The sequence below is a fragment of the Parabacteroides sp. AD58 genome (genome assembly GCF_023744375.2).
GTDB lineage: Bacteria > Bacteroidota > Bacteroidia > Bacteroidales > Tannerellaceae > Parabacteroides > Parabacteroides absconsus.
Map to the genome: position 1 here is coordinate 2,149,191 of NZ_CP146284.1, position 23,427 is coordinate 2,172,617.

Consider the following 23,427-nt stretch of genomic DNA (forward strand, 5'->3'; position numbering starts at 1 on the left):
CTTAAAAATCAAATGACAATGAACATACTGAACAACAAAAACAAGAGAATATCAATCTTCAAGACGTTGGCACTCTGCCTATTCGCTGCCGTGTCGCTCACGCTCGTGTCGTGTGACGATGACATGGATATCCAGCAATCCTATCCCTTCACGGTGGAAATCATGCCCGTGCCTAACAAGGTGACGAAGGGACAGACGGTTGAAATCCGCTGTGAGTTGAAAAAGACGGGCGATTACGCCAACACCCTCTATACCATCCGGTATTTCCAGTTCGAGGGAGAAGGCACGTTGAAAATGGACAACGGCATCACGTTCCTGCCAAACGACCGCTACCTGCTCGAAAACGAGAAGTTCCGGCTGTACTACACAGCGGAGGGCGAGGAAGCGCACAACTTCATTGTAGTGGTAGAGGACAATTTCGGCAATTCATATGAGCTGGAGTTTGATTTCAACAACCGAAACGTTAAGGAGGACGGGGTTATCTCTGTTGTCCCCATCGGAAACTTCAAGCCCCTTACACGATGATGCGTGTATTCATAGCTATCCTTTGTTCGCTTCTGGCGGTCTGTTCCGTGTCCGCACGGGACAGCCGCCATGAGGGAACGGACGGACAGGCGGCTATCTATCGGTTGCTGCCATTTGAGAGGGCGGTGCGATGCACGAAGTATTTTGAAGGCTGGCACTCGGAAAAACATTACCCGTATGTGGGATATGGGCATAAGTTGTTACCGGGTGAAAGGTATTCTGCACGCACCATGACGAAGCGGCAGGCGGACGCGCTTCTGCGGAAAGACCTACGGAAGTTCTGCGCAATGTTCCGGCAGTTCGGGAAAGATAGTCTGCTCCTTGCCACGCTCGCCTACAATGTCGGTCCGTACCGTCTGTTGGGAAGCGGGAAGATACCCAAAAGCACGCTGATCCGAAAGCTGGAGGCAGGAGATAGGAACATCTATCGGGAGTATATCGCTTTCTGCAACTACAAGGGAAAACGCCATGCCATGCTACTCAAACGGAGGAAGGCGGAGTTTGCGCTACTGTATATCCCGTAATAGATTTCAATGGCATTTAAGTTCTGGTTATTCTAAGAACTTAAATGCCATTGTTTCAAATAAAACAATTACCTTTGTCATTAGTAATTTAGAGATAAAATGAAAGATATTCAATATTTCTTATCGGAAGAAGAAAAGTATTTAGCATCCTCACAAGCTGAGCCGGAATTAGTTTGGAATGAGGAACTTGAAGAATTTGGCTTTTCATATGACCCTTTGAGTTTCTTGGGTAAAAAACCTTTTCAGAGTTTTCAGCACAACAACATTGACAAGGAAAATCGCTATGGACTAACCGATGTGGAAAAAATGATATTAACCTGTTTTCTTGGTAATATATCGTATGCATTTAGAGATGACAATTATTATGGAGAAGTGCCTGATATTGTTCACGAAATGCAAATTATACTAAACAGTATAATAAACAAAGCACCTAAGTTTAACGGAAATATATTATATCGTTTTACTAAAACTGGAGATAAAACAAATTTTGAAGTAGGTGATATATACCAACCTTCCCATAGCCTTACGACAACAACCGAAGATTGGAAACAAAACAGAAGTGATGTTTACGTTATAAAAACTCTTCCTGAAAATGAAACGCAAGCACATTGTCTATACATGATTTATAATCATGGTCAGGAAACGCAAGTCAATTTTTTGAGAGGAACTTCATTTGAAATAACCGATATAGAGCCAATAGAAGGTAGTGAATACAAACGAATTTATATGTCAGAAATTAGGCAATAACATCGTAGATTAGAACAGAGGTTTCTTTGCTACTTTCTTTGTCCGCCATCATGCTCACTGAAAGAAAGTAGGCGGCTTTCGCCGCCCACCTCTCAAAAACGGGTGTAAAGCCCCGTCACCATCGTGAACATTTCCTCCAGCATATCGCAATATATCCCCTCGTGCGTTTCGATGTCCTTCGTCTTGCACTCGAATGTCTTTTTGCTGAACGTCCTGCGGTAGAAACGCATATTGTAGAGGTCTGCTCCTCCGTCATAGATGATGTCAAGTCGGTTGGCACTCGTCTTGTTCCTCGCAAGGCTCATGCGTAAACCGTTACCCATGTCTATGAAGTCTTTGCTTCCCGTCATGGCGGCAAAGCGTCTGCCACCTATCTGCTCCATAATTGTCTTTGCTATCATATTCGTTGTTTTTAAGTGTTATGGTGTGGCGGTGCGGACACCGCCACACCGTTCAAAATTCTGTTTTCTCAGCTATGGGTGTGCATCTTTCCAGCCACTTTCTCAGACACTCCATGTTGTACTCGCTCGTTATGACTGCCGTATGGCTGTCAATGGCGGTGAAACGGCTGCTTTCATAGCTGTCTATCCACCCCTTCAGGGTATCAACTCCCCACGCTTCCGCATCGTCAAAGATGCCGTCCAATGCCTTGATAGGCTCGCTGAATCTGACGATCAGTGTTTGGTAGCCTGCCACGTTCATCGCTTGCCCTCCTTTCCTTCCTTTGCCGTCAGCCACTTGTCCCGTGCGGTTCGGCACTCGTCCAACGTGGGTTTGACACAAGAGAACAACTCTCCGTCCGTGTGGCGGTAATCGTATTGCACAAGTGTTCGCCTGCGTCTGCCAATACCCATTTGAAATTTCTCGTATTTCTCCGTACCTGCTTCCGTGCAGGTACTTACTCCGTTGATTGTCATTCGTGTACTCATAATCGTTGTTTTTTAGATGGTTAGAAATGTACTGACAACACTCTGTTCTGCATCACCATATCGGGATTGCTTGTGTAGCGTTGGTGCAGGTAGAAATGGTGTGAGCCGAAGCCGTAAAGAAAGAACTTGTCAAGTTCGTGCTTCTCGGAAAAGTCTTTTACGCTTGCTCTTAACTGCTCCTCACTCTGACAAAGAGTGAGGAGGTTTATAAATTCAAGGAACATCGAGGGGATTTTATCGTCCCACAAACAAATCATACTTTCAATTCTTACTTCCATGCTGTTATGTATTATAAGTTGATATTATGCTGCGTTCATACGCTGACGGATAAGTCCGGCATTGTCCTCCACAAGTCGGATGATGCGGTCGTGGTACTCGGTATTGGAATTGCATACCCCTCTGCTCTGTACCACTTTCAGCGTTTTCAAACTGACTTCTATCGTTTCAATCCGTTTGCCTTCAATGGTGGCGGATAGGATGAGAGAGTTTGCCTTGTTGTGATAACCGCCCACGCAATGGTGCATCAGCCGTCCTTCCTCAATCATTTCCTCCACGCTTTCAATGACTTTGACAAGAATAAGGTTGTCGGAAAATACAAGCCCGAAGAACATTCCTTTGTCTTTCAGATAGTTCTTCTCGTCCTCAATCGCCTTTTGCCGTTGCTGTTCCGTCCGCTCACGCTCCCTTTGCAGGTTGCGCTTTGCCACCAACTTGTCGTGTTCCGCTTTGAGGTCGGCAGGGCAGACGTATTTCGGGCTGTTCGTGTCCTTGCCAAAATGACGCAGGAGGTCTATGGTGTCGCACCATACGGAGCCGTCTGAAATGGTGTAACCATTGCGGATGCAAATCTTGACGGATGCCCAATATTGCTCCATGTCAAAGGAACTGCGAATATAGTGGCTCAACATGGCGTATTGCCCTGCCTTCAAGAGTGTTTCGGCTTGGCTGTCGGAAAGGATAGCCGTGAAAAGGTCATACGGCAGTGTGTTGTGATAGTCCCCGTTGAAACCGTTGCGTTTCAGTTCGGGGATGAAACGCTGTCGGGGATAGGTACACACAGGTGCTATATCGTATGCGTGAAGTCCGTTGTTCTTGCGCACCTCCATGTCGCTGTATTCCGCCCATTGGTCGTAATACAACATTGACATACCACGAAGTCGGGCAACGGTGGTGGTTGTGCCTTTGGGCGAAATCCACCTCTGCACCACTTCATAAATGGAATACTCGGCTGCTTGCCCTGCCTTGTATCGGGACTTGACGAAGAAGAAGCGTATCACTTGATACTGCTTGCTGGTGGTGACAATGGAGAAGTATTCATTCTCGCTGAAAACGCTCTTTCGGGTGCGCAACGCTTCCAACTGCATACCGCAATGGGGGCAGATACATCCGCAAAGGGTGTCTGCAAGGTCGTGGTCGCTCTTCCACGAATGTCCGCACTCGGTACAGATGTTCGTGCCGTCCGCTCTCTTGATTGCGTAGTGCTTGAAGCAATGACGGAAAGCGTATGCCTTTTGCGTGGCGGTCAATCTCGGTAGTCGCTTGCTCAGATGTGCGACTTCCTGCTGTATGTGTGTTCTCGGTTTCATAAGCCTAAATCAAATAATGAGGGTTGTTGTATTTCTTGGATGGTCGCTTTGGTGGCGGTTCTCGGCTTGTTGCGGTTCTGCAACTTGCGGAGTTCCTCGTCTTGGTATTGTCGGATAGCGTTCTGACGTGCTTCCGCCTTTTCCTCTGCGGTGAGTTCCACCACATGGTTCACGGCTACTTGGCATTGGATAGGCTTGCCCACCTCTATCTCGTTCTCGTCATAGTAATGTACGGCTTGTCCGTATATCTCCCCGTCCGTGAAGCCGTTGCAACCGCTTTTCTGCACATAGTTCAGAATGTAGGTCACGCAATCGTCTATGTTCTTGGCAGGGTTACGGTATTTCTTGGCAAAGAGCGCATCTTCCGCTGCACGTTGCTCCAAATACATCTGTATCGTTCTCTTGAAATGGTCTGTCGTTTTCATATCGTTATCGGTAAGATTAAAGGGTGAATAACCAAAGGATGAAGCCGAAGAAGGCGATTGCGGAAAGGATAGCCACGATTATGCCTATCGCCACTCGGAACACTCCGTTTACTATCTCTCTGACGATGCCCCAAAGGATGCCGAACACCCAAAGGGCGGTGCGCATGATTAGGGCGCATATCGCAAGCCCTATGTATTGCGCCACTTGTCTGAAGTCTGCCGTTGCTGTCATATCCTCGCTATTTTTCAAGTTCTACAATGTTGTCTATCCTGCCGTATAGGTATCTGCGAAGTCCGGTCTTGTCCGTTGCCTTGTATTCCGTCCAACGTCCGTATTGGCACACGAGAAACGTGCGGAGTACATCGGAGAAGTCAAACCTCCAGCCTTGCAGGGGGACTGCGCTCTTGAAATAGGTGTTGCTATTCACCTTTTCGGTGAGCCAATCTTTTTCCTCTCGGTTCATCTGTCCTCCGTTGTTCAGTTTTTCACGAAGGATGTAAACCTTACTGCCTTTCAGTGCTTCCAATGTCGGCACTTCCCAAGCCACGAATTTTGTTGCCATTGTTGTTCCCATATCTGTTCTGTTTTTGATTTTTATTTTTTATGCGGATTCAAGAGCTGAGGGAGTTGAGTTTCAAACTATCTTATCTGCCTCTCGTTTATCCGACATTTTTTTTAATGCGTCTTTCTGTCGCATCGGTCGTTTTCGTTTCGGGTGCTTAAAAAGGTAGGGATTAGGGAATGCAAGGTTTTTTCGGGAAAAATACTACCCGCAGGGCTGGAGATTTTTCCCGAAAACAGGAGGCTTGACCTTGCTTTCCCGTCAAATCCCGGAGTTACCTTTGCGCCCAGAACGGAAATGACTGCCTGATGCGGCTTACTGAAAGGCGCGAAAATGGAGGTAAACGGAAGTAGAGGCAGATTATACAGGAAACTTCAAAAGAGAAATCCGTGAAAAAAGGAAGTCCCCAACAAAAAAAAGACATAGCCGGTAGCGTGAAACCGGGCAAACCACCTGCAAGGAAGTATGGTTTTATCTGTCCGGCCGGACGTGTCGGGGCGGGCAGATAAAATCATTCTTCCCGGTTTGCCTGCTGTGGGTGACGGCTTGTTCCATTTATGGGCAAGCGGTCATACACGGCTTTCCGCTTCCGGCTCAAAGGAACAGCGAAAAAGAAAAATTATCTGAAAAGCCGTAAAAACACCTCTTTGGCATAAGCACAAAAGAAATGGGCTTTGCCTCATCAGTCTAAACTGTTGCTTAGGCGTGAGGCAAAGCCCTTTTCTCCGCTTATGCAGTAGTCGGCACACGTTCGTTCAAAATCCTTTTGGGCGATGGTGTGCCGACGAATAAAGCCGCTTTTACGGAAAAATTTGTATGAGATAGAAAAAATCAGGGAGATTCATATCAAAATCTCCCGTTTTATTGTTACTTTTGCATATGAAGAGTTCTTTGAAGGTTACGCAACGCGCAGAGGAATAATGCAGCAGATAACTAACTAAATCGTAACCTATTACTATCATGAGCATCTAACCTACGCTCATTTCCAATAAATTACACTCTTTTCGTAACTTCTCATAACAAAATCACAAATCCTGCCAAAAATCAGAAATAAAATCCCCTTGATTAGAACAATTTAGGCAAACAATTTGCGATATTAAAAGAATAAACCTAATTTTGCACCCTAAAAATTGAATCGAATATTAATTAAATAAATCATTCAGAATGAACGTTTCTTTTATTAACAATGATTCTGTACGTGGAATCATCCGTTTGGAAATTGTAAAGTCTGACTATGCAGATAGCGTTGAAAAAAGCTTGCGCAGCCTGCGTCAGAAAGTTAATATGCCGGGCTTCCGTAAAGGAATGGTGCCTATGGGTATGGTAAAGAAGATGTATGGAAAACAGGCGTTACTGGAAGAAGTAAACAAAATAGTTTCAGAAAACCTGTTCAAGTATATCCGTGAAAATAACATTAAGGTCTTAGGCGAACCGATGGCCAGCGAAGCTGAACCTTCTGCTGTTGATTTTGACAAGCAGGAAGATTTCGTATTCAACTTTGATGTTGCCTTAGCACCTGAAATCAATATCAGCCTGAGCAAAGACGATACGTTGACTTACTATCAGGTAAAGATCGACGACGAAATGCTGAACAAGCAGGTTGAAGCCTATACAGCGAACTTCGGAACATACGACAAGGTGGACGAAGTAGAAGAAAAAGACTTGGTAAAAGGTACGGTTGCTGAACTGGAAAACGGTTCTCCGAAAGAAGGCGGTATCGTAGTAGAAGGTGCAGTTGTAATGCCTCAGTTCATCAAAGACGCAGACGAAAAGGCTAAATTCATCGGTGCAAAGAATAACTCTGTTATCGTATTCAACCCGAACAAGGCATTTGAAGGCGCTGAAGCAGAAATTGCAAACTTCCTGCATGTTGACAAAGCTAAAGTTGCAGAATTAACTGGCGACTTCAGCTTCGAAATCACCGAAATCACTCGTCATAAGAATGCTGAATTGAATCAGGAATTATATGACAAAGTATTTGGTGAAAACGTAGTAACAAGCGAAGAAGAATTTAAGGAAAAGATCAAAGAAGCTCTGGCTGAACAGTTCACTCCGCAAAGCGATTACAAATTCTTACTGGATGCACGCGAAGTATTGGTAAAGAAAGCCGGCGAACTGAAATTCGCAGATGACATTCTGAAGCGCTGGTTGCTGTTGGCCAACGAAAAGAATACAGCTGAAAAGATTGAAAGCGAATTCTCAAATATCCTCAGCGACCTGACTTACCAGTTAATCAAGGACAAATTAATTAAAGAAAACAACCTGAAACTGGAAGATGCTGATGTAGAAGGCTTCGCTAAGCGTGTAGCAAAAGCACAGTTCGCACAGTACGGTATGCTGTCTATTCCTGAAGACGTTCTTGAGAACTATTCAAAAGAAATGTTGAAGAACAAGGAAACAGTTCAGAACATTGTAGACCGTGCAATGGAAGAAAAACTGGCAGCATGCTTGAAAGAAAAAGTAACAATCGACTTAAAAGAACTGACTGCAGAAGAGTTTGCTAAACTTTTTGAATAATGCAGGTCTCCCTTTCTTGTAAAAAGGGATCACAAAAAAAGGATTTTTCCTGAAAAATATTTTATCGGAGATACAAATAAATTGTTTCTTTCAGAAATTTATTTATAACTTTGTTTATCCGTTAAGTATAAAAAGGAAGAATCCTTTTTTCATGTATTTTCTTCTCGGATTTTATGATTAACAAAACTAAGTATGGAAGATTTTAGAAAGTATGCAACCAAACATTTGGGAATGAGCGGGACAGCTCTTGACAGTTACATGAATATAACCAGCAGTTATATTTCTCCGACCATCATAGAGGAACGCCAGCTCAACGTAGCCCAGATGGACGTATTCTCCCGTTTGATGATGGATCGGATTATCTTTCTGGGAACACAGATAGATGATTATACGGCCAATGTCATTCAAGCGCAATTATTGTACCTGGATTCCAGCGACCCGGGCAAAGATATTTCTATATATATCAATTCTCCGGGCGGTTCAGTCTACGCAGGATATGGTATCTATGACACCATGCAGTTTATCGGTTCAGATGTTTCTACAATCTGTACAGGTATTGCAGCATCCATGGCATCCGTATTGTTGGTAGCCGGAACCAAAGGAAAACGGTTTGCCCTGAAGCATTCAAGAGTCATGATTCATCAGCCATTAGGAGGCGTTCAAGGTCAGGCATCCGATATCGAAATCACAGCCCGGGAAATATTAAAAGTTAAGAAGGAATTATATACCATTATTTCTGATCATTCAGGAAAACCCTTCGAAGAGGTAGAACGTGACAGTGACCGAGATTTTTGGATGACAGCGCAAGAAGCCAAGGAATACGGAATGATTGATGAAATCTTAACTCGGAAATAAGTTCTTACCCGAATAAAGATTGTTATTTTACACTAAAACTAAAAAGAAATATTATGGCCAAAGCAGGCGATACGTGTACGTTTTGTGGGCGAAGCAGCCGTGATGTAGAGTTGATGATCAACGGCATATCTGGATGTATTTGTAATGATTGCGCCACACAAGCGTATGAAATTGTAAAAGAGCAGCTGGGTAAGAAAAAATCAAAACTGGATTTAGACCGAAAAGATTTACCCAAACCGGAGGATATTAAGGCATTTCTTGACCAATACATCATAGGTCAGGATGAAGCCAAGCGTTATCTGTCGGTTTCTGTATACAATCATTACAAACGACTGATGCAGGAAGAGACGGATGACGATGTTGAAATAGAAAAGTCGAACATCATTATGGTCGGTTCAACAGGAACAGGAAAAACCTTACTGGCACGGACCATCGCCAAACTGTTGCATGTTCCTTTTGCTATTGTGGATGCTACCGTATTAACCCAGGCTGGTTATGTGGGAGAAGATATTGAAAGTATTCTGACGCGATTATTACAAGCGGCCGATTATGATGTGGAAGCGGCAGAACGTGGTATTGTTTTTATTGATGAGATTGATAAGATCGCACGTAAAGGAGATAATCCATCCATTACGCGTGATGTAAGTGGAGAAGGAGTTCAGCAAGGATTACTGAAGTTATTGGAAGGTTCGATCGTCAATGTTCCTCCACAGGGCGGAAGAAAACATCCGGAACAAAAAATGATTCCGGTTGATACAAAAAATATATTATTTATCTGTGGCGGTGCTTTTGACGGAATTGAAAAGAAAATAGCACAACGGTTGAATACCCGTGTTGTCGGATATGCCGCAAGCAAAGACACAGCCCAGGTAGACCGGAACAACATGTTGAAGTATATTACGCCTACTGATTTGAAGTCGTTTGGCTTAATACCCGAAATTATCGGGCGTCTGCCAATCCTGACTTACCTGAATCCGCTGGATCGGACAGCTTTACGTAATATTCTGACTGAGCCCAAGAACTCGATCATCAAACAATACATCAAATTGTTTGCCATGGATAATATCCAGCTTTCCTTTGATGAAGATGTGTACGAGTTCGTTGTAGACAAAGCCCTTGAGTTTAAGTTAGGGGCCCGTGGATTACGTTCGATCGTAGAAGCAATCATGATGGATGCCATGTATAGCATGCCATCAGAAAATAAGACTGAATTCCATGTGACATTGGAATATGCAAAAGAGCAATTTGCCAAGTCGGATGTAAATAGACTACAAATTGCCGGAGAAAATTAAGAGTAAACCTATTTCTAATAATATTGAGTATGGCAAAAAAAGATAAATTAACAGAGGCATTGAAAAAGCACTTTGGTTTTGATACATTCAAGGGAAATCAAAAGGCAATTATAGAAAATGTACTGGCAGGTAATGACACATTTGTGTTGATGCCTACTGGTGGAGGTAAATCTTTGTGTTATCAGTTGCCTTCCTTGTTAATGGAAGGTACAGCAATCGTTGTCTCTCCTCTGATAGCCTTGATGAAGAATCAGGTAGATGCCATGCGTAATTTTAGTGAAGAAGATGGCGTTGCCCACTTTATCAATTCATCATTAAGCAAATCGGCCATTGATCAGGTTAAGGAAGATATATTATCGGGCAAGACAAAGTTGCTTTACGTAGCTCCTGAGTCGTTGACGAAAGAAGAAAATGTAGAATTTCTCCGTCAGGTTAAAATCTCATTTTATGCTGTCGATGAAGCCCATTGTATTTCAGAATGGGGTCACGACTTCCGCCCTGAATATCGCCGAATCCGTCCGATTATCAATGAAATCGGGAAACGCCCGCTTATTGCCTTGACAGCAACTGCAACTCCTAAAGTTCAGCATGACATTCAGAAGAATCTGGGAATGACAGATGCAGCCGTATTCAAATCATCCTTCAACCGCGTCAATCTTTACTATGAAGTTCGTCCGAAGACCAACAATGTGGATCGCGACATTATCAAATTCATCAAGGCAAATGAAGGGAAATCTGGTATCATTTATTGCCTGAGCCGCAAAAAGGTAGAAGAATTTGCCGACATTCTGAAAGCCAACGGCATCAAGGCACTGCCGTATCATGCAGGAATGGACTCACAAGTCCGGTCAGCCAACCAGGATGCCTTTCTGATGGAACAAGTTGATGTAATCGTTGCCACCATAGCCTTCGGAATGGGTATTGACAAACCGGATGTACGCTATGTAATCCATTATGATATTCCCAAAAGTTTGGAAGGATATTATCAGGAAACAGGACGTGCCGGCCGAGACGGTGGTGAAGGACACTGTTTGGCATTTTATTCATATAAAGACCTGCAAAAACTGGAAAAGTTCATGCAGGGAAAACCTGTTGCCGAACAAGAAATAGGTAAGCAATTATTATTGGAAACAGCGGCTTATGCAGAAACATCTGTTTGCCGCAGAAAAGTACTTCTCCATTATTTCGGAGAAGAATATCCGGAAGATAATTGTGGTAATTGTGATAATTGTTTGAATCCTAAAAAACAAGTGGAAGCTAAAGAATTATTGAGTGCTGTACTGGAAGTAGTCAGCACATTAAAAGAGAAATTTAAGACAGAATATATTATCAACATGCTGGTCGGAAACGAAACATCCGAAATCCAGTCATACAAACATAATGAACTGGAAATATTCGGCTCGGGCCAGGATGAAGATGAGAAAATCTGGAATGCAGTGATACGGCAGGCCTTAATTGCCGGCTATCTGGAAAAAGATATCGAGAACTACGGTCTGTTGAAAATCACACCTAAAGGAAAAGAATTCATGAAGGAACCGGTATCCTTCAAAATTACCGAGGATCATGAGTTTGAAGAAGAGGAAGAAGAAATACCAGTTCGTGGTGGAGCTTCTTGTGCCGTTGACCCTGTTCTTTATTCGATGATGAAGGATTTGAGAAAGAAATTATCAAAACGACTGGAAGTACCGCCTTTTGTTATCTTCCAAGATCCATCATTGGAAGCGATGGCGACAACCTACCCTATCACACTCGAAGAATTGCAAAACATTCCGGGTGTTGGTGCAGGTAAAGCCAAACGCTACGGAGCCGAATTTATCGCTCTGATCAAACGTCACGTAGAGGAAAATGAAATCGAACGGCCGGAAGACTTACGCGTCAAGACAGTTGCCAATAAATCCAAGCTGAAAGTATCAATTGTCCAGAGTATCGACCGAAAAGTAGCATTAGATGATATTGCTGTATCAAAAGGTCTCGAATTCGGAGAATTACTGGATGAAGTGGAAGCAATCGTATATTCAGGCACGCGCATCAATATTGATTATTTCCTGAATGATGTTATGGATGAAGACCATATTGCCGACATTTATGAATACTTCAAAGATTCAGAAACAGACGATCTGGAAGAAGCTATTGAAGAACTGGGCGGCGACTATACAGAAGAAGAGATTCGGTTAGTACGCATCAAGTTCCTTTCTGAAATGGCGAATTGATGCTTCATTTGATAAAAAACACTAATTTAACGGACAGAAATACTATTTCGGGTATCAGTCCGTTTAATTAGTGTATTTTTGTACGAGTAAAATTGTAGCATCAAAAAGATTCATTAATGAAAAAGTTTTTTGTATCAGCGTTACTTTTTGCGGTAACAGTGTCAGCTTATGCGCACTCTGCAGCCGATACTGTTGCAATGACTATAGCAGGAAAGCCTGTTTCTATAGATGAATTCCTGTTTACAGCAAAGAAAAACGGCGAAACGGATTTATCCGACAAGAAAAATCTGAAAGCTTTCGTCGAATTATTTGAGAACTATAAATTAAAAGTGGCTGATGCCGAAGCTGAAGGCCTGGATAAAACAGACTCCTTCAAGGAAGAGCTGGACAAATATAGATCGCAGCTGATCTCTGATTATCTGTCAGACCGCGCTGGAGAAGAAAAAGTCTTATCCGACGAATACGCCCGCCTGAATGAAGTTCTTGACTTAACACATATATTATTCTTTTTGCCCCAACAGACTGTATCAAAAGATACAGTAGCTGTTTATCAACAGGCTTTAGCAGCATACCAACGTATTCAGCAAGGAGAAGATATTCTGAAAGTGGGAGCCGAATTAGCTAAGAAAGATTCAGCTCACGTCGGTTACGAACAAGTACGCAGCTTTTTCCCCATGCGTACAGTCAAAGCATTCGAAGATTATGTATATCAAATGCCGGAAGGAGCTGTTTCGATGCCAATCCGTACCAAATTCGGATTCCACATTGTTAAATTAAACCGGAGAATTTCTAATCCAGGCAGACGCCAGGTTTCACATATTCTAATTCCTTTTGCCCAAGATTCAGTTACACGTACTGAAGAGGAAACCTATAAACTGGCAGAAGAGGTTTACCAGAAAGCTGTCGACGGCAATGACTTTGCCGAATTAGCGAAAAAATATTCCGCCGACAAAGCTTCAGCCCAAAAAGGAGGTTTGCTTCCAGTTTTCGGATTAGGAGAAATGGTAGCAGAATTTGAACAGGCAGCTTTTGCCATTAAGAATCCTGGAGACATATCCCAACCTGTCAAAACCCGTTTCGGATATCACATCATCAAACTGGAAAAGAATTTAGGAATTCAGTCTTTTGATGAAATAAAGAAATCCTGGTACCGCCAAATGTCTCAAGGAGAATGGAACTTCGCCCTTCACCAGAGTTTTGACGACCGGATGAAGAAAGAATACAACTTTGTATTCCACCCAGAGGCTTATGCAGAGCTGCAGGCTATCTGCAATGATTATTTCCCTACAGATCCGAAATTCTTTGAACAGGCTAAAGATTTAAACAAAGAACTGATGCGGATAGATACAGTTAGCTTTGCGCAAAACGAATTCGCAGCCTATATCCAGCGTTGTCCGTTTTCTGTCAAAACCTATGCAGGTGATTTCATGAAAGAAGTATTGGATTTGTGTATCCATGATGTTCTTTCAAGCATGGAACGTAAAAATCTGCCGACAAAATATCCGGAATACAAGTTTCTACTAAACGAATACCGGGATGGAACTCTGTTGTTTGCCATCAGTAATCAGAAGATTTGGAATAAGCCGGCTGAAGAGCAAGCCCAACTGGAGGCAGACTGGATTAAAGAACTGAAAGAAAAATATCCGGTTGAAGTCAATTGGAAGGCTTTAGAGAAAGCTGTTAAAAAATAATTGCACGCATGAGAACAGGTTTTTACATATTCTTTAGCTTGCTATTGCTTGGCGGTTGTACCCAAAAAGGAACTACCGAGCTCAAAGGAGTATTGGTGAAAGTGAATGAAAGAGCGCTGACTAAAGATGAAGTATTAGCTGTTCTCCCTAAAAATATGTCCTCGGCCGACAGCCTGCTATGGGCAGAAAGTTATATCAAACAATGGATAAAAGATGGCCTAGTATATGATGTAGCCCTTCAGAATCTGGATGATGACAATCGGGCTGAAATTGATCGCCTGGTAGATTCTTACAGACGCTCGTTAGTCAGGTACCGCTATCAAGAACAGTTAATACAGGAGCGGCTATCGGCAAATATAACCGAAGAAGAAAAGCAGAAGTTCTACGAAGAAAATCAAGATCAGTTTATTTTAGACCACAGTCTTGTTAAAGGACTATTTCTGAAGATACCAATCGACGCACCCAATCTGAGTGAAGTAAAAAAATGGTATCGTTCAACATCTGAATCAGCCATTGAGAAAATAGAAAAATACAGTGTGCAGAATGCTATGGTGTATGATTATTTCTATGACAAATGGGTCAGCTTTGACGAAGTTTCTGTTAACATTCCTATAAAAGTAACGAATGAGACAGAATTTTTGCGAACACATTCTTTTGTAGAAACAGCCGACAGCAGTTACTGCTATCTACTGAATATTGAAGAATATATTGCCAAAGGAAAAATTGCTCCGTTTGAATACGCCAGCAAGCAGATATCAGACATGCTTGTGAATCAGCGGAAGGTTCAATTTCTAAAAAATTTTGAAGAAGAATTATATAATGATGCAATTCGGGCTGGAAATGTGGTTTTTACCAAAGAAATGCCTTAATTTGCAAAATAAATAAAGGATGCTATAATGAAAAAGGTTTTACTTGCAGTTTTTCTGGCTAGCTTTTCATGGTTGACAAAGGCGCAGGATAATGTGATTGATGAAATTGTGTGGGTAGTTGGTGATGACGCCATCTTACGTTCGGATGTTGAGGCTCAGCGTTTGTACCTGCTGAATGCCGGAGAACGTCTGGAGGGTGATCCTTATTGCTTTATCCCAGAACAAATGGCTATTCAGAAGCTTTATCTGAATCAGGCTAAAATTGATAGTGTGGAAGTTCCAGAAGCACAAGTTATTCAAAGCGTTGATCAATGGATCAACAGTGCTATCGGGCAAATCGGATCCAAAGAAAAGGTGGAAGAATACTTCAACAAAAAGATTTCTCAAATCCGGGAAGAACGTATCGAGATGACACGCGAACAGCAGATTGTACAAGAAATGCAGAAAAAGCTGGTTGGTGAGATTAAATTGACACCGGCTGATGTCCGTAAATATTATAATCAGCTGCCTCAAGACAGTCTTCCGAATATTCCGATGACAGTTGAAGTACAAATTATTACCATTGAACCGAAAATTCCATTCGAAGAAACAGATGCCATTAAAGCAAGGTTACGTGAATTTACTGAGCAAATCAATGAAGGCAAATTCGAATTCTCAACTTTGGCTCGTATGTATTCAGAAGACCCAGGGTCTGCAGCCAGAGGAGGTGAACTCGGTTTTATGAGCAAAACCCAGCTGTTGCCTGAGTTTGCGAACGTAGCCTTCAACTTAAAGGACTCCAAACATATTTCACAGATTGTACAGACTGAATACGGATTCCATATCATTCAGCTGATTGAAAAACGTGGTGACCGTATCAATTGCCGTCATATTCTATTGAAACCGGAAGTTTCAGAAAAAGAGTTACAAGACGCAACAGCACGTATGGACTCCATCTATTCAAACATCATGGATAAGAAATTTACCTTCGAAGAAGCGGCTACCTTCCTTTCGTATGATAAGGATACACGAAACAATAAAGGTTTGATGGTAAACTCGAATTATGAAAGTTCTAATATGGGAACGCCTCGATTTGAGTTACACGAATTGCCTCAGGAAGTTGGTAAGGTGGTTTATAACATGAAGGTCGGTGATATCTCAAAGCCTTTCCGCATGACAACAAAATCGCAGAAAGAAGTAATTGCCATTGTCAAATTACGGGCTCGTACAGAAGCACACAAAGCGAACTTAGCAGATGATTATCAAGCGTTGAAAGCCATTGTGGAAAACAAGAAAAGGGAAGAACTGCTGGATGACTGGATTCGAAAACAGCAAAAGACAACGTATGTGCGTATCAGCGATGGCTGGCGTAACTGTGACTTTCATTTTCCAGGTTGGGTAAAAGAATGAAACTAACAAGAATCGTATTATATATTTGTATATTATGTGCTTGTTCTTGGGCTTTAAAGGCCCAGGAACAAGATTCTATACCCGTTAAAAAGACAAAAGTCTTTTTGGAGCATGCCAATACGCTGTCATTTGATCAAGACATCAAACCAGACGCCCAAATACTGGTTGGCGATGTATGTTTCCGTCATGACAGTTCATATATGTATTGCGACAGTGCATACTTTTATGAGAAGACCAATTCACTGGAAGCTTTCAGCAATGTGCGGATGGAACAGGGCGACACACTTTTCGTATATGGACAATATCTGTATTATGATGGGAATACACAAATTGCCCGCCTACGAGACCTGGTCCGCATGGAGAACAGACAAGTGACCTTGTTTACTGACAGTTTGAACTACGAGCGTATACCCAACATAGGATATTATTTTGAAGGAGGAATGATTGTTGATTCGCTGAATCAACTTTCTTCTTTTTATGGGCAGTACAGTCCTGCTACCAAACTGGCCATCTTTAACGACAGTGTCAGATTGGAAAACCCCAACTTCACCCTATACTCTGATACACTTCATTATAATACGGAATCCAAGATTTCTACAATTTTGGGGCCTTCCGTCATTGTATCGGATAGCGGAACAATCTATTCATCGAAAGGATGGTATGATACCGTACATAATACATCCATGCTTCTTGACCGTTCTGAAATAGTTTCCGGAAACCGTTTTCTGACGGGCGATTCCATTGCTTATGACAGGGAACAAGGATTTGGTGAGGTATTCGGTAATATGTGTATCCGCGATACGCTTCAGAAGATTATGCTTCAAGGGGAATATGGTTATTATAATGAGAAAACCGGATTTGCCTTTGCTACCGATAGTGCCCGTTGTCTGGAATATTCACAAGGCGACACCCTCTATCTGCATGCAGATACCTTACAGATGGTTACAATCGACTCTACATACAGGGAAGTCAAAGCCTATTATGGCGTACGGTTCTACCGGACCGATATCCAAGGCGTATGCGATTCCATGCAGTTTAATTCGCGGGACTCTATATTATATATGTATAATGACCCCATTTTATGGAACGAGCAATATCAGCTTTATGGAGATACCATCCTGATCTATATGGCAGACAGTACGATCGATCATGCGCATGTGCAGCAGTTTGCCTTTGCCATCCAACAAGTTGATACGGGTTATTATAATCAGCTGAAGGGAAATGACTTGAAAGCCTATTTCAATGGGCAGGCTGTACGGCAAATAGATGTTTCGGGAAATGCTGAATCCATCTTCTATCCCATTGAGAAAGACGGAAGTATGGTCGGATTGAATGCTACGAAGAGTGGGTATCTTACAATCTGGTTGAAGGATAATAAACTCGACAAGCTGAAAATATGGCCAAGTCCTCAAGGGACTATGACTCCCATTCCTGACTTGAAACCCGACCAAAAAGAACTGAAGGACTTCTTCTGGTATGATTATTTGCGTCCAACAAGTAAAGATGATATTTACGTTGTGCGGAAAAAGAAGGTACAAGACGCACCTAAGCGTAGCAATAAATTCGTGCATGATTAATACTTATAAAATACATTTGAGGAAAACGAGAAGACAGGTCCTTATGATCAGTCATATTATTGCCAAACACCACAAAGAAGAATTATCCAACATATAAAAATCCACAGGTTTTGCATTATTTAGGAAAAAGCAAGCAGCCTTTGTTGTATCTTTGCGATAGAAGACGTTAAGAATAAATTCTAAAACTAATAGATATGGCATTTTTCTCCTTTTATAATGTACGTAAGCCTCGTCAGTTTGAACATAAGCCGATTTATTGGGATCCGCATAAAGAGGAAATGGATGAACGTGTACGCCGGATCAAGCGTGAAATGGGAATGGAAGAAGAATCCTTAGAAAATTATAAGCCGCAGATAAAAGGAACCTTCATTGAAGGAACAACACACTTGAAACGGAGCCGGAACAGAGGGGATAATTCGCGGAGTCGTGAATATAAGAATGTGAAACTGATTGTAGCATTGGCCATATTGGCTGCCATATTCTGGTATTTCTACCTGAGATGAGCGATATTATACATCTTCTGCCTGACAGCATAGCCAATCAGATTGCGGCTGGCGAAGTGATTCAGAGACCGGCTTCGGTTGTTAAGGAGCTGGTTGAGAATGCTATTGATGCCGGTGCCACACAAATCCAAATTCTGATCAAGGATGCAGGAAAGACATTGGTACAGGTTATCGACAACGGGAAAGGAATGTCGGAAACCGATGCCCGCATGGCATTTGAGCGTCATGCCACTTCCAAAATATCCAAAGCTGATGATCTGTTCTCCCTTCATACCATGGGTTTCCGTGGAGAAGCGTTGGCGTCGATCGCCGCTGTGGCACAAGTAGAACTCCGCACCCGCCAGAAAGGAGCCGATTTAGGAACGCGACTGGAAATCTTTGGTTCGCAATTACAACACATCGAAGAAGATGCTTGCCCGGAAGGAAGCATTTTCTCGGTCAAGAATCTCTTCTATAATGTACCGGCACGGCGTAAATTTCTGAAGACAAATGATACGGAATTCCGGAACATCATCACGGAGTTCGAACGTATAGCCTTGGTAAATCCATCGGTTTCCATGTCGCTGTATCATAATGATACCGAGATATTGAACCTGCCGGAATCCGGCCTTCGCCAACGGATTATGAATGTCTATGGGAAGAATCTGAACCAGAAACTGCTTTCAATAGAAGCTGAGAGTTCACTGGTATCTATCAGCGGTTTTGTAGGCAAACCGGAAACAGCCAAGAAACGGGGCGCTTTGCAATACTTCTTTGTTAACGGGCGTTTTATGAAGCATCCGTATTTTCACAAAGCGGTTATGCAAGCCTACGATCAATTAATTCCTGCCGGAGAAATGCCTAATTACTTCATCTACTTCAACCTGAACCCGGCTACGATCGATGTCAATATACATCCGACCAAGACGGAAATCAAATTTGAGAACGAGCAGCCGATCTGGCAAATCCTGCTGGCTGCTGTCCGGGAAACATTGGCTAAGTCGAGTGCAATCCCAATGATAGACTTTGACACAGAAGATTCCATTGACATTCCGGTTTATAACCCGGAAAAGAAGATCAGTGGGAATGAATCCCCCAAGGTGCAAATCCGTTCGGAATACAATCCATTCAAGCGGGAAGCAACGCCTTCAGATACACGTCCGTCATTCGATTGGACGGAACTGTATCAAAGCTTTGAAGCGGACCGCTCGGCCGTACTTCCTGATGAAGAAGTCGTAGAGAAGAAAATAGGCAGTGCCACTCCTATAGAAAAAGAGATTGTCGAAAAGCCGGTTCAATCTGCCGAAGAAAAGGTTTTGTTTGCCAACACATCGGTACAACCGGTTACCAAACCTTGTTTCCAATACAAGAACCGGTATTTGGTAACAACTTTGAAGTCGGGTATGGCGATTATCGATCAGCATAGAGCTCATCTGCAAATTCTGTTCGAGCAATACCAGAAATCCATTCGCCAACAGAAAGCCGCTTCGCAGCAGATGTTATTTCCGGCGATTGTCGATTTCACACCGGCCGAAGAAACTATTTTGCCTCTTCTGTTAGAAGACCTCTCCTATTCAGGTTTCGATCTGAGTAATTTAGGAGGCGGAAGTTACTCCATCAACGGAATACCCGACGGCATGGAAGGTGTGGACTGTGTTACGCTGCTAAAAGACATAGTAGCAAAGGCCATTGATACCGGTTGCAAAGGAAATGAAGAGATTGGTGATATGATTGCCTTTTCCTTGGCTTCTGCCCAAGCTATTCCGGCCGGGAAAGTACTCTCTGCGGAAGAAATGGATCATCTGCTGGCTTCTCTTTTCCTCTGCTCCAACATGAATCTGACACCCGACGGAAAGACCATTCTTTCCATGCTGACTGACGACGAACTGGATAATCGTTTCCACTAAATATCTTTTTCACACCTGACTATCCATTTATCTCTATTGGAACTTCTAAGAGAGTCAGGTGTGAAAAAATATTTCCATTTACCCTTTTTCCCCTCATTTCTGTTAATAAACACTATTTTCCTATCATTTTCTGTACGAAATATTGGTTTTCTTTTATCCATATCGTATGTTTGTACTATACAAATAGTACAATATAAAGATAATTCATTAAGGGTATGATTAAGTTTATAATTGATTATTCCGGAGGCGTACCTATCTATCGCCAGATTATAGACCAAATCAGATTTGGAATTGCTTCCGGACAGCTAAAGCTTGGCGAGCAATTACCTACCGTTCGGGCGTTAGCGGTAGAGTTGAAAGTGAATTTGAACACGGTTTCCAAAGCATACAAGGAATTGGAAATCCGAAAAATCTTGGAGACACAACAAGGCACTGGTACATTTATCAATCAAACCGAACAAGTCATTTCAGAAGAAGAAAAGACCAACAAGCTGAAAGATATCTGCCAGCAAGCCTCTATGGTAGCTTTGCAATATGGCTTCACCATTGAAGACATGATACAGGAATTGAAACGAATAGAAATAACCAATAAATAATAAGCTATATGGAAACGACTAATTTAATGCACAAAGGATGGATCAATCCTATTTCAATCACTGTATTCTTGATATTGCTGGTAATATCAATCGCCTTATACGGCTTGGACATCTTTGGTGAACTCATCTTGTTCTTATGTATTTTAGGATCTGCTTTACTCGCGTCGTCTATTCATATTGCAGACCAATGGGATCGGGCAGTTGTGCTTCGCATGGGAAAATACCAAGGATTGAAAGGTCCTGGTCCTTTTATGATTATTCCGATTATCGATACCGTATCTACTTATATTGACCAGCGCGTCCGGGTAAGTGCCTTCAAAGCCGAACAGACATTGACAAAAGATACCGTCCCGGTCAATGTAGATGCTGTTGTGTATTGGACGGTCTGGGATGTAGAAAAGGCGGCTTTAGAAGTCCAACAGTATCAAACAGCCATCGAACACATTGCCCAAACCGGATTGAGAGACACGATCGGTAAACATGAATTGTCGGAATTGTTACAAGAACGCGATAAAATAGCAGAAGACTTACAACAGGTATTAGACCGGAATACCAATCCTTGGGGTATTACTTGTCAGACCGTCGGAATCAAAGATATTGCCATTCCAAAGGACTTAGCCGAAGCTATGAGTAAGGAGGCTCAGGCAGAACGGGAACGTAGAGCCCGTGTCATCTTGGGAACTGCCGAGACAGAGATTGCTGAAAAGTTTGCACAAGCCAGCCGGAAATATACCGACAATCCGGTTGCCCTCCATCTAAGAGGTATGAATATGTTGTTTGAAGGGCTCAAAGAGAAAGGTTCGATGGTGATTGTTCCAAGCTCTGCCCTCGATACCATGAATTTAGGAGCCATGGGTGGCCTAGTCTCTCTCGCTAAAAACAATGAAACTCCACAAAAAGCATCAGCTACAGTGGTTCAAGAAAGTTAGTAAATACGCATGCCAATCATACACGAAAAATCCCTGCTGTCCGAAACCGGGCAACGGGGATTCATCTATTCTATTTGCATCTTTTTATAAATTCTGTATTTCCTCGTCAGATAAACCCGTACATTCCTGAATTAAGCCCAAATCAATTCCTTTTTGCTTCATTTGACGGGCGGTTTTAAGTACACCTCTCTCTTCACCAATTGCTATTCCTTCTTCTTTTCCTTCTCTTCTTGCCGTCGTAACAACATTCTCATTATCCCGGTATATTTTCAGGGCAGCCTCGTATTCTGCCCGTTCCTTCTTGTTCATATTGGCGATACGTGCCAACTCTTCCAAGCGGGCAAACAAGGCTTTCTGACCTTTGAATGATAAATGTTCCAACTGTTCCATATGTTTTAAATTATATAACCAGTAATCCAACGGGGTCTTACATTCCGATTCCGTTTTGTTGAATAATGGAAATTCGATGAAGATTTCCCGGAAATTCCGACTCTTCTGTTCGCCCGTTTCACGGTCGGCTATCACCAGATCAGTTCGGACTTTATCCGTTTTACCTGACCGGAAATTCAGCAGGAAGATTCCATAAACCGGTACGAGTTCAAACTCCCAAGATTCACCTTTCTTACCTTGTGAGGCGATCATACGGCAAAGATAATACAATGCCCGTTCATAAAAATAAGTTTGCCGGGCATTTTGCAGCTCAACGATAAAAGTTGTCCCGTCCTGATCCTTACATAATAAGTCAAAAACGGTACCCCGACCGTCTGTTGTCTCACCCGGATCTTCCTTATCCATATAAGAAAGGTCTTCTACATGGTGCTCGCCTTCCAACAAATCATTGATTAACTCGATTAATAATTCCTTGCTTGATTCCTGTCCGAAAAGAATCTTAAAACCCCGATCCACAAACGGATTGATAAATACGCTTTTTCTCATAGAAAAGGTCCTTTAAAATGTTTTGCCCCAATAGCGGGATGCACAAAGATAAGGTTTTTCATCAAAAAAACAAGATGGTATTCGAACTTTGCCTTGATACAAAAATAAAAGATCAAATGATTGTCCGTTCTTTCACTATCGAATCACAAGAACAAGCAGATATACAAGTAGATAGAAAGATAATGAAAGATCGTTTTTCGAATTTACAGTAGATGAAATAAAGACTCCTAAAAACGAAAACGAAACTAACGGGAATCGAAAATGATTCTCGTCAGTTTCGCATTTAATTCCTATGAGGAATGCTTCCAAACACGCCGGCTTTTTATGAATTCCCGGCGTGTTTTGATCAAAAGCCGGCGCGTTTTGAGAAACTTCTATAATTCAAACGGATCATACGGGAAGAGGACAACTTCGCCGGCTTGCAAAGAAGCCTGCACATCGATCAGTCGCTGGTTGGCACTTCCCCGGAACAACAAATCCTCATCTTTCTGGGATTCGATAAACGGACCGTCTACCAGCACGTCAATCTGTTCGAGCAAGGCTTTCTGATCCGGCATCTTCACGAGGTTTTCAAACAGATAACCGGTGTAACACCAGATATTCTTATCGCTCTTTGCCTTGATAGCCTGAGCCAGTTCAGTAAAACCTTTTGCCTGATACATCGGATCTCCGCCACTGAAAGTAACATTGGCGAACTCATCAGCCAGTACGCGTTCCAGGATTTCTTCGGTTTCCATGGCTTGTCCGTTTCCTTGATTCCACGACTCCGGATTATGACAACCCGGACAATGGTTCGGACAACCGGCACAATAAATAGTAGTCCGGAAACCCGGACCATCTACTGTCGTATCTTCCAATATATCTAATACCGAAATCAT

General features: G+C 42.6%; 25 protein-coding genes. 15 read left to right on the top strand and 10 right to left on the bottom strand.

Annotated elements, in window-relative coordinates:
- The first annotated feature begins 18 nt into the window (after window positions 1–18).
- The 3 genes from NEE14_RS09345 (at window position 19) to NEE14_RS09355 (ending at window position 1,796) form a co-directional block, all read left to right on the top strand.
- A complete protein-coding gene (locus tag NEE14_RS09345) occupies window positions 19–525 on the top strand; it encodes a DUF3872 domain-containing protein (RefSeq protein ID WP_038611465.1) in 507 nt (168 codons plus the stop codon).
- Window positions 522–1,049, top strand: a complete 528-nt coding sequence (locus NEE14_RS09350) for a glycoside hydrolase family protein (RefSeq protein ID WP_008653309.1) — start codon at window positions 522–524, stop codon at window positions 1,047–1,049. The genes NEE14_RS09345 and NEE14_RS09350 overlap by 4 nt, the downstream gene beginning before the upstream one ends.
- Window positions 1,050–1,148: 99 nt before the next feature.
- Window positions 1,149–1,796, top strand: a complete 648-nt coding sequence (locus NEE14_RS09355) for a hypothetical protein (RefSeq protein WP_008653304.1) — start codon at window positions 1,149–1,151, stop codon at window positions 1,794–1,796.
- Between the two features lie 92 nt (window positions 1,797–1,888).
- Here NEE14_RS09355 and NEE14_RS09360 read toward each other — a convergent pair whose 3' ends face one another.
- From NEE14_RS09360 to NEE14_RS09395, 8 genes are read right to left on the bottom strand one after another with little or no spacing between them, the layout of a single operon-like run.
- Window positions 1,889–2,197: a hypothetical protein gene (locus NEE14_RS09360; protein ID WP_008653303.1), complete on the bottom strand. Its 309-nt coding sequence runs from the start codon at window positions 2,195–2,197 to the stop codon at window positions 1,889–1,891.
- Between the two features lie 52 nt (window positions 2,198–2,249).
- On the bottom strand, window positions 2,250–2,555 hold the full coding sequence (locus NEE14_RS09365; RefSeq protein ID WP_008653302.1) for a DUF6956 domain-containing protein: 306 nt from the start codon (window positions 2,553–2,555) through the stop codon (window positions 2,250–2,252).
- Window positions 2,495–2,725, bottom strand: a complete 231-nt coding sequence (locus NEE14_RS09370) for a DUF3873 domain-containing protein (RefSeq protein ID WP_008653296.1) — start codon at window positions 2,723–2,725, stop codon at window positions 2,495–2,497. The genes NEE14_RS09365 and NEE14_RS09370 overlap by 61 nt, the downstream gene beginning before the upstream one ends.
- 20 nt (window positions 2,726–2,745) lie before the next feature.
- A complete protein-coding gene (locus NEE14_RS09375; protein WP_008653294.1) occupies window positions 2,746–3,003 on the bottom strand; it encodes a hypothetical protein in 258 nt (85 codons plus the stop codon).
- 24 nt (window positions 3,004–3,027) lie between these two features.
- Complete coding sequence (locus tag NEE14_RS09380) at window positions 3,028–4,311, bottom strand: PcfJ domain-containing protein (protein WP_008653292.1); 1,284 nt, start codon at window positions 4,309–4,311, stop codon at window positions 3,028–3,030.
- Window positions 4,308–4,736 carry a PcfK-like family protein gene (locus NEE14_RS09385; protein WP_008653290.1) on the bottom strand — a complete coding sequence of 143 codons (429 nt, stop codon included), beginning with the start codon at window positions 4,734–4,736 and terminating at the stop codon, window positions 4,308–4,310. The genes NEE14_RS09380 and NEE14_RS09385 overlap by 4 nt, the downstream gene beginning before the upstream one ends.
- 16 nt (window positions 4,737–4,752) lie before the next feature.
- Window positions 4,753–4,968 (bottom strand): hypothetical protein, encoded by a 216-nt coding sequence (locus tag NEE14_RS09390; protein WP_008653288.1) that lies wholly within the window; start codon window positions 4,966–4,968, stop codon window positions 4,753–4,755.
- 7 nt (window positions 4,969–4,975) lie between these two features.
- The gene (locus NEE14_RS09395) at window positions 4,976–5,311 is read right to left on the bottom strand and encodes a hypothetical protein (protein ID WP_008653285.1); all 336 of its coding nucleotides are present in this window, start codon (window positions 5,309–5,311) and stop codon (window positions 4,976–4,978) included.
- A gap of 1,152 nt (window positions 5,312–6,463) precedes the next feature.
- On the opposite strand from NEE14_RS09395, the gene tig reads away from it, so the two are divergent.
- The 12 genes from tig to NEE14_RS09460 all read left to right on the top strand — a co-directional run bounded on the left by tig (window position 6,464) and on the right by NEE14_RS09460 (window position 21,613).
- The gene (gene tig / locus NEE14_RS09405; protein ID WP_251968479.1) at window positions 6,464–7,816 is read left to right on the top strand and encodes a trigger factor; all 1,353 of its coding nucleotides are present in this window, start codon (window positions 6,464–6,466) and stop codon (window positions 7,814–7,816) included.
- Window positions 7,817–8,008: 192 nt separating this feature from the next.
- A complete protein-coding gene (clpP, locus tag NEE14_RS09410) occupies window positions 8,009–8,671 on the top strand; it encodes an ATP-dependent Clp endopeptidase proteolytic subunit ClpP (protein ID WP_251968478.1) in 663 nt (220 codons plus the stop codon).
- 53 nt (window positions 8,672–8,724) lie between these two features.
- Complete coding sequence (gene clpX / locus NEE14_RS09415) at window positions 8,725–9,963, top strand: ATP-dependent Clp protease ATP-binding subunit ClpX (RefSeq protein ID WP_251968477.1); 1,239 nt, start codon at window positions 8,725–8,727, stop codon at window positions 9,961–9,963.
- A 29-nt stretch (window positions 9,964–9,992) separates the two neighbouring features.
- Window positions 9,993–12,173 carry a DNA helicase RecQ gene (gene recQ, locus NEE14_RS09420; RefSeq protein ID WP_251968476.1) on the top strand — a complete coding sequence of 727 codons (2,181 nt, stop codon included), beginning with the start codon at window positions 9,993–9,995 and terminating at the stop codon, window positions 12,171–12,173.
- Between the two features lie 116 nt (window positions 12,174–12,289).
- Window positions 12,290–13,864, top strand: a complete 1,575-nt coding sequence (locus NEE14_RS09425) for a peptidylprolyl isomerase (RefSeq protein WP_251968475.1) — start codon at window positions 12,290–12,292, stop codon at window positions 13,862–13,864.
- An 8-nt stretch (window positions 13,865–13,872) separates the two neighbouring features.
- A complete protein-coding gene (locus NEE14_RS09430; RefSeq protein WP_251968474.1) occupies window positions 13,873–14,733 on the top strand; it encodes a peptidyl-prolyl cis-trans isomerase in 861 nt (286 codons plus the stop codon).
- 27 nt (window positions 14,734–14,760) lie between these two features.
- Window positions 14,761–16,122: a peptidylprolyl isomerase gene (locus NEE14_RS09435; protein WP_251968473.1), complete on the top strand. Its 1,362-nt coding sequence runs from the start codon at window positions 14,761–14,763 to the stop codon at window positions 16,120–16,122.
- Entirely contained in the window at window positions 16,119–17,699 is a 1,581-nt protein-coding gene (locus tag NEE14_RS09440; protein ID WP_251968472.1) for an OstA-like protein, read from the top strand. The genes NEE14_RS09435 and NEE14_RS09440 overlap by 4 nt, the downstream gene beginning before the upstream one ends.
- 194 nt (window positions 17,700–17,893) lie before the next feature.
- Complete coding sequence (locus NEE14_RS09445; protein ID WP_251968471.1) at window positions 17,894–18,202, top strand: hypothetical protein; 309 nt, start codon at window positions 17,894–17,896, stop codon at window positions 18,200–18,202.
- Window positions 18,199–20,088: a DNA mismatch repair endonuclease MutL gene (mutL, locus tag NEE14_RS09450; RefSeq protein WP_251968470.1), complete on the top strand. Its 1,890-nt coding sequence runs from the start codon at window positions 18,199–18,201 to the stop codon at window positions 20,086–20,088. The genes NEE14_RS09445 and mutL overlap by 4 nt, the downstream gene beginning before the upstream one ends.
- A gap of 215 nt (window positions 20,089–20,303) precedes the next feature.
- A complete protein-coding gene (locus tag NEE14_RS09455; protein WP_251968469.1) occupies window positions 20,304–20,684 on the top strand; it encodes a GntR family transcriptional regulator in 381 nt (126 codons plus the stop codon).
- Window positions 20,685–20,692: 8 nt separating this feature from the next.
- A complete protein-coding gene (locus tag NEE14_RS09460) occupies window positions 20,693–21,613 on the top strand; it encodes a slipin family protein (RefSeq protein ID WP_251968468.1) in 921 nt (306 codons plus the stop codon).
- An 84-nt stretch (window positions 21,614–21,697) separates the two neighbouring features.
- Here NEE14_RS09460 and NEE14_RS09465 read toward each other — a convergent pair whose 3' ends face one another.
- Together NEE14_RS09465 and nrdG are read right to left on the bottom strand one after the other, a co-directional pair.
- Window positions 21,698–22,549, bottom strand: a complete 852-nt coding sequence (locus NEE14_RS09465) for an Rpn family recombination-promoting nuclease/putative transposase (RefSeq protein WP_338578717.1) — start codon at window positions 22,547–22,549, stop codon at window positions 21,698–21,700.
- A 374-nt stretch (window positions 22,550–22,923) separates the two neighbouring features.
- Window positions 22,924–23,427, bottom strand: coding sequence for an anaerobic ribonucleoside-triphosphate reductase activating protein (gene nrdG, locus NEE14_RS09470; RefSeq protein WP_251968776.1), 504 nt, complete (start codon window positions 23,425–23,427; stop codon window positions 22,924–22,926).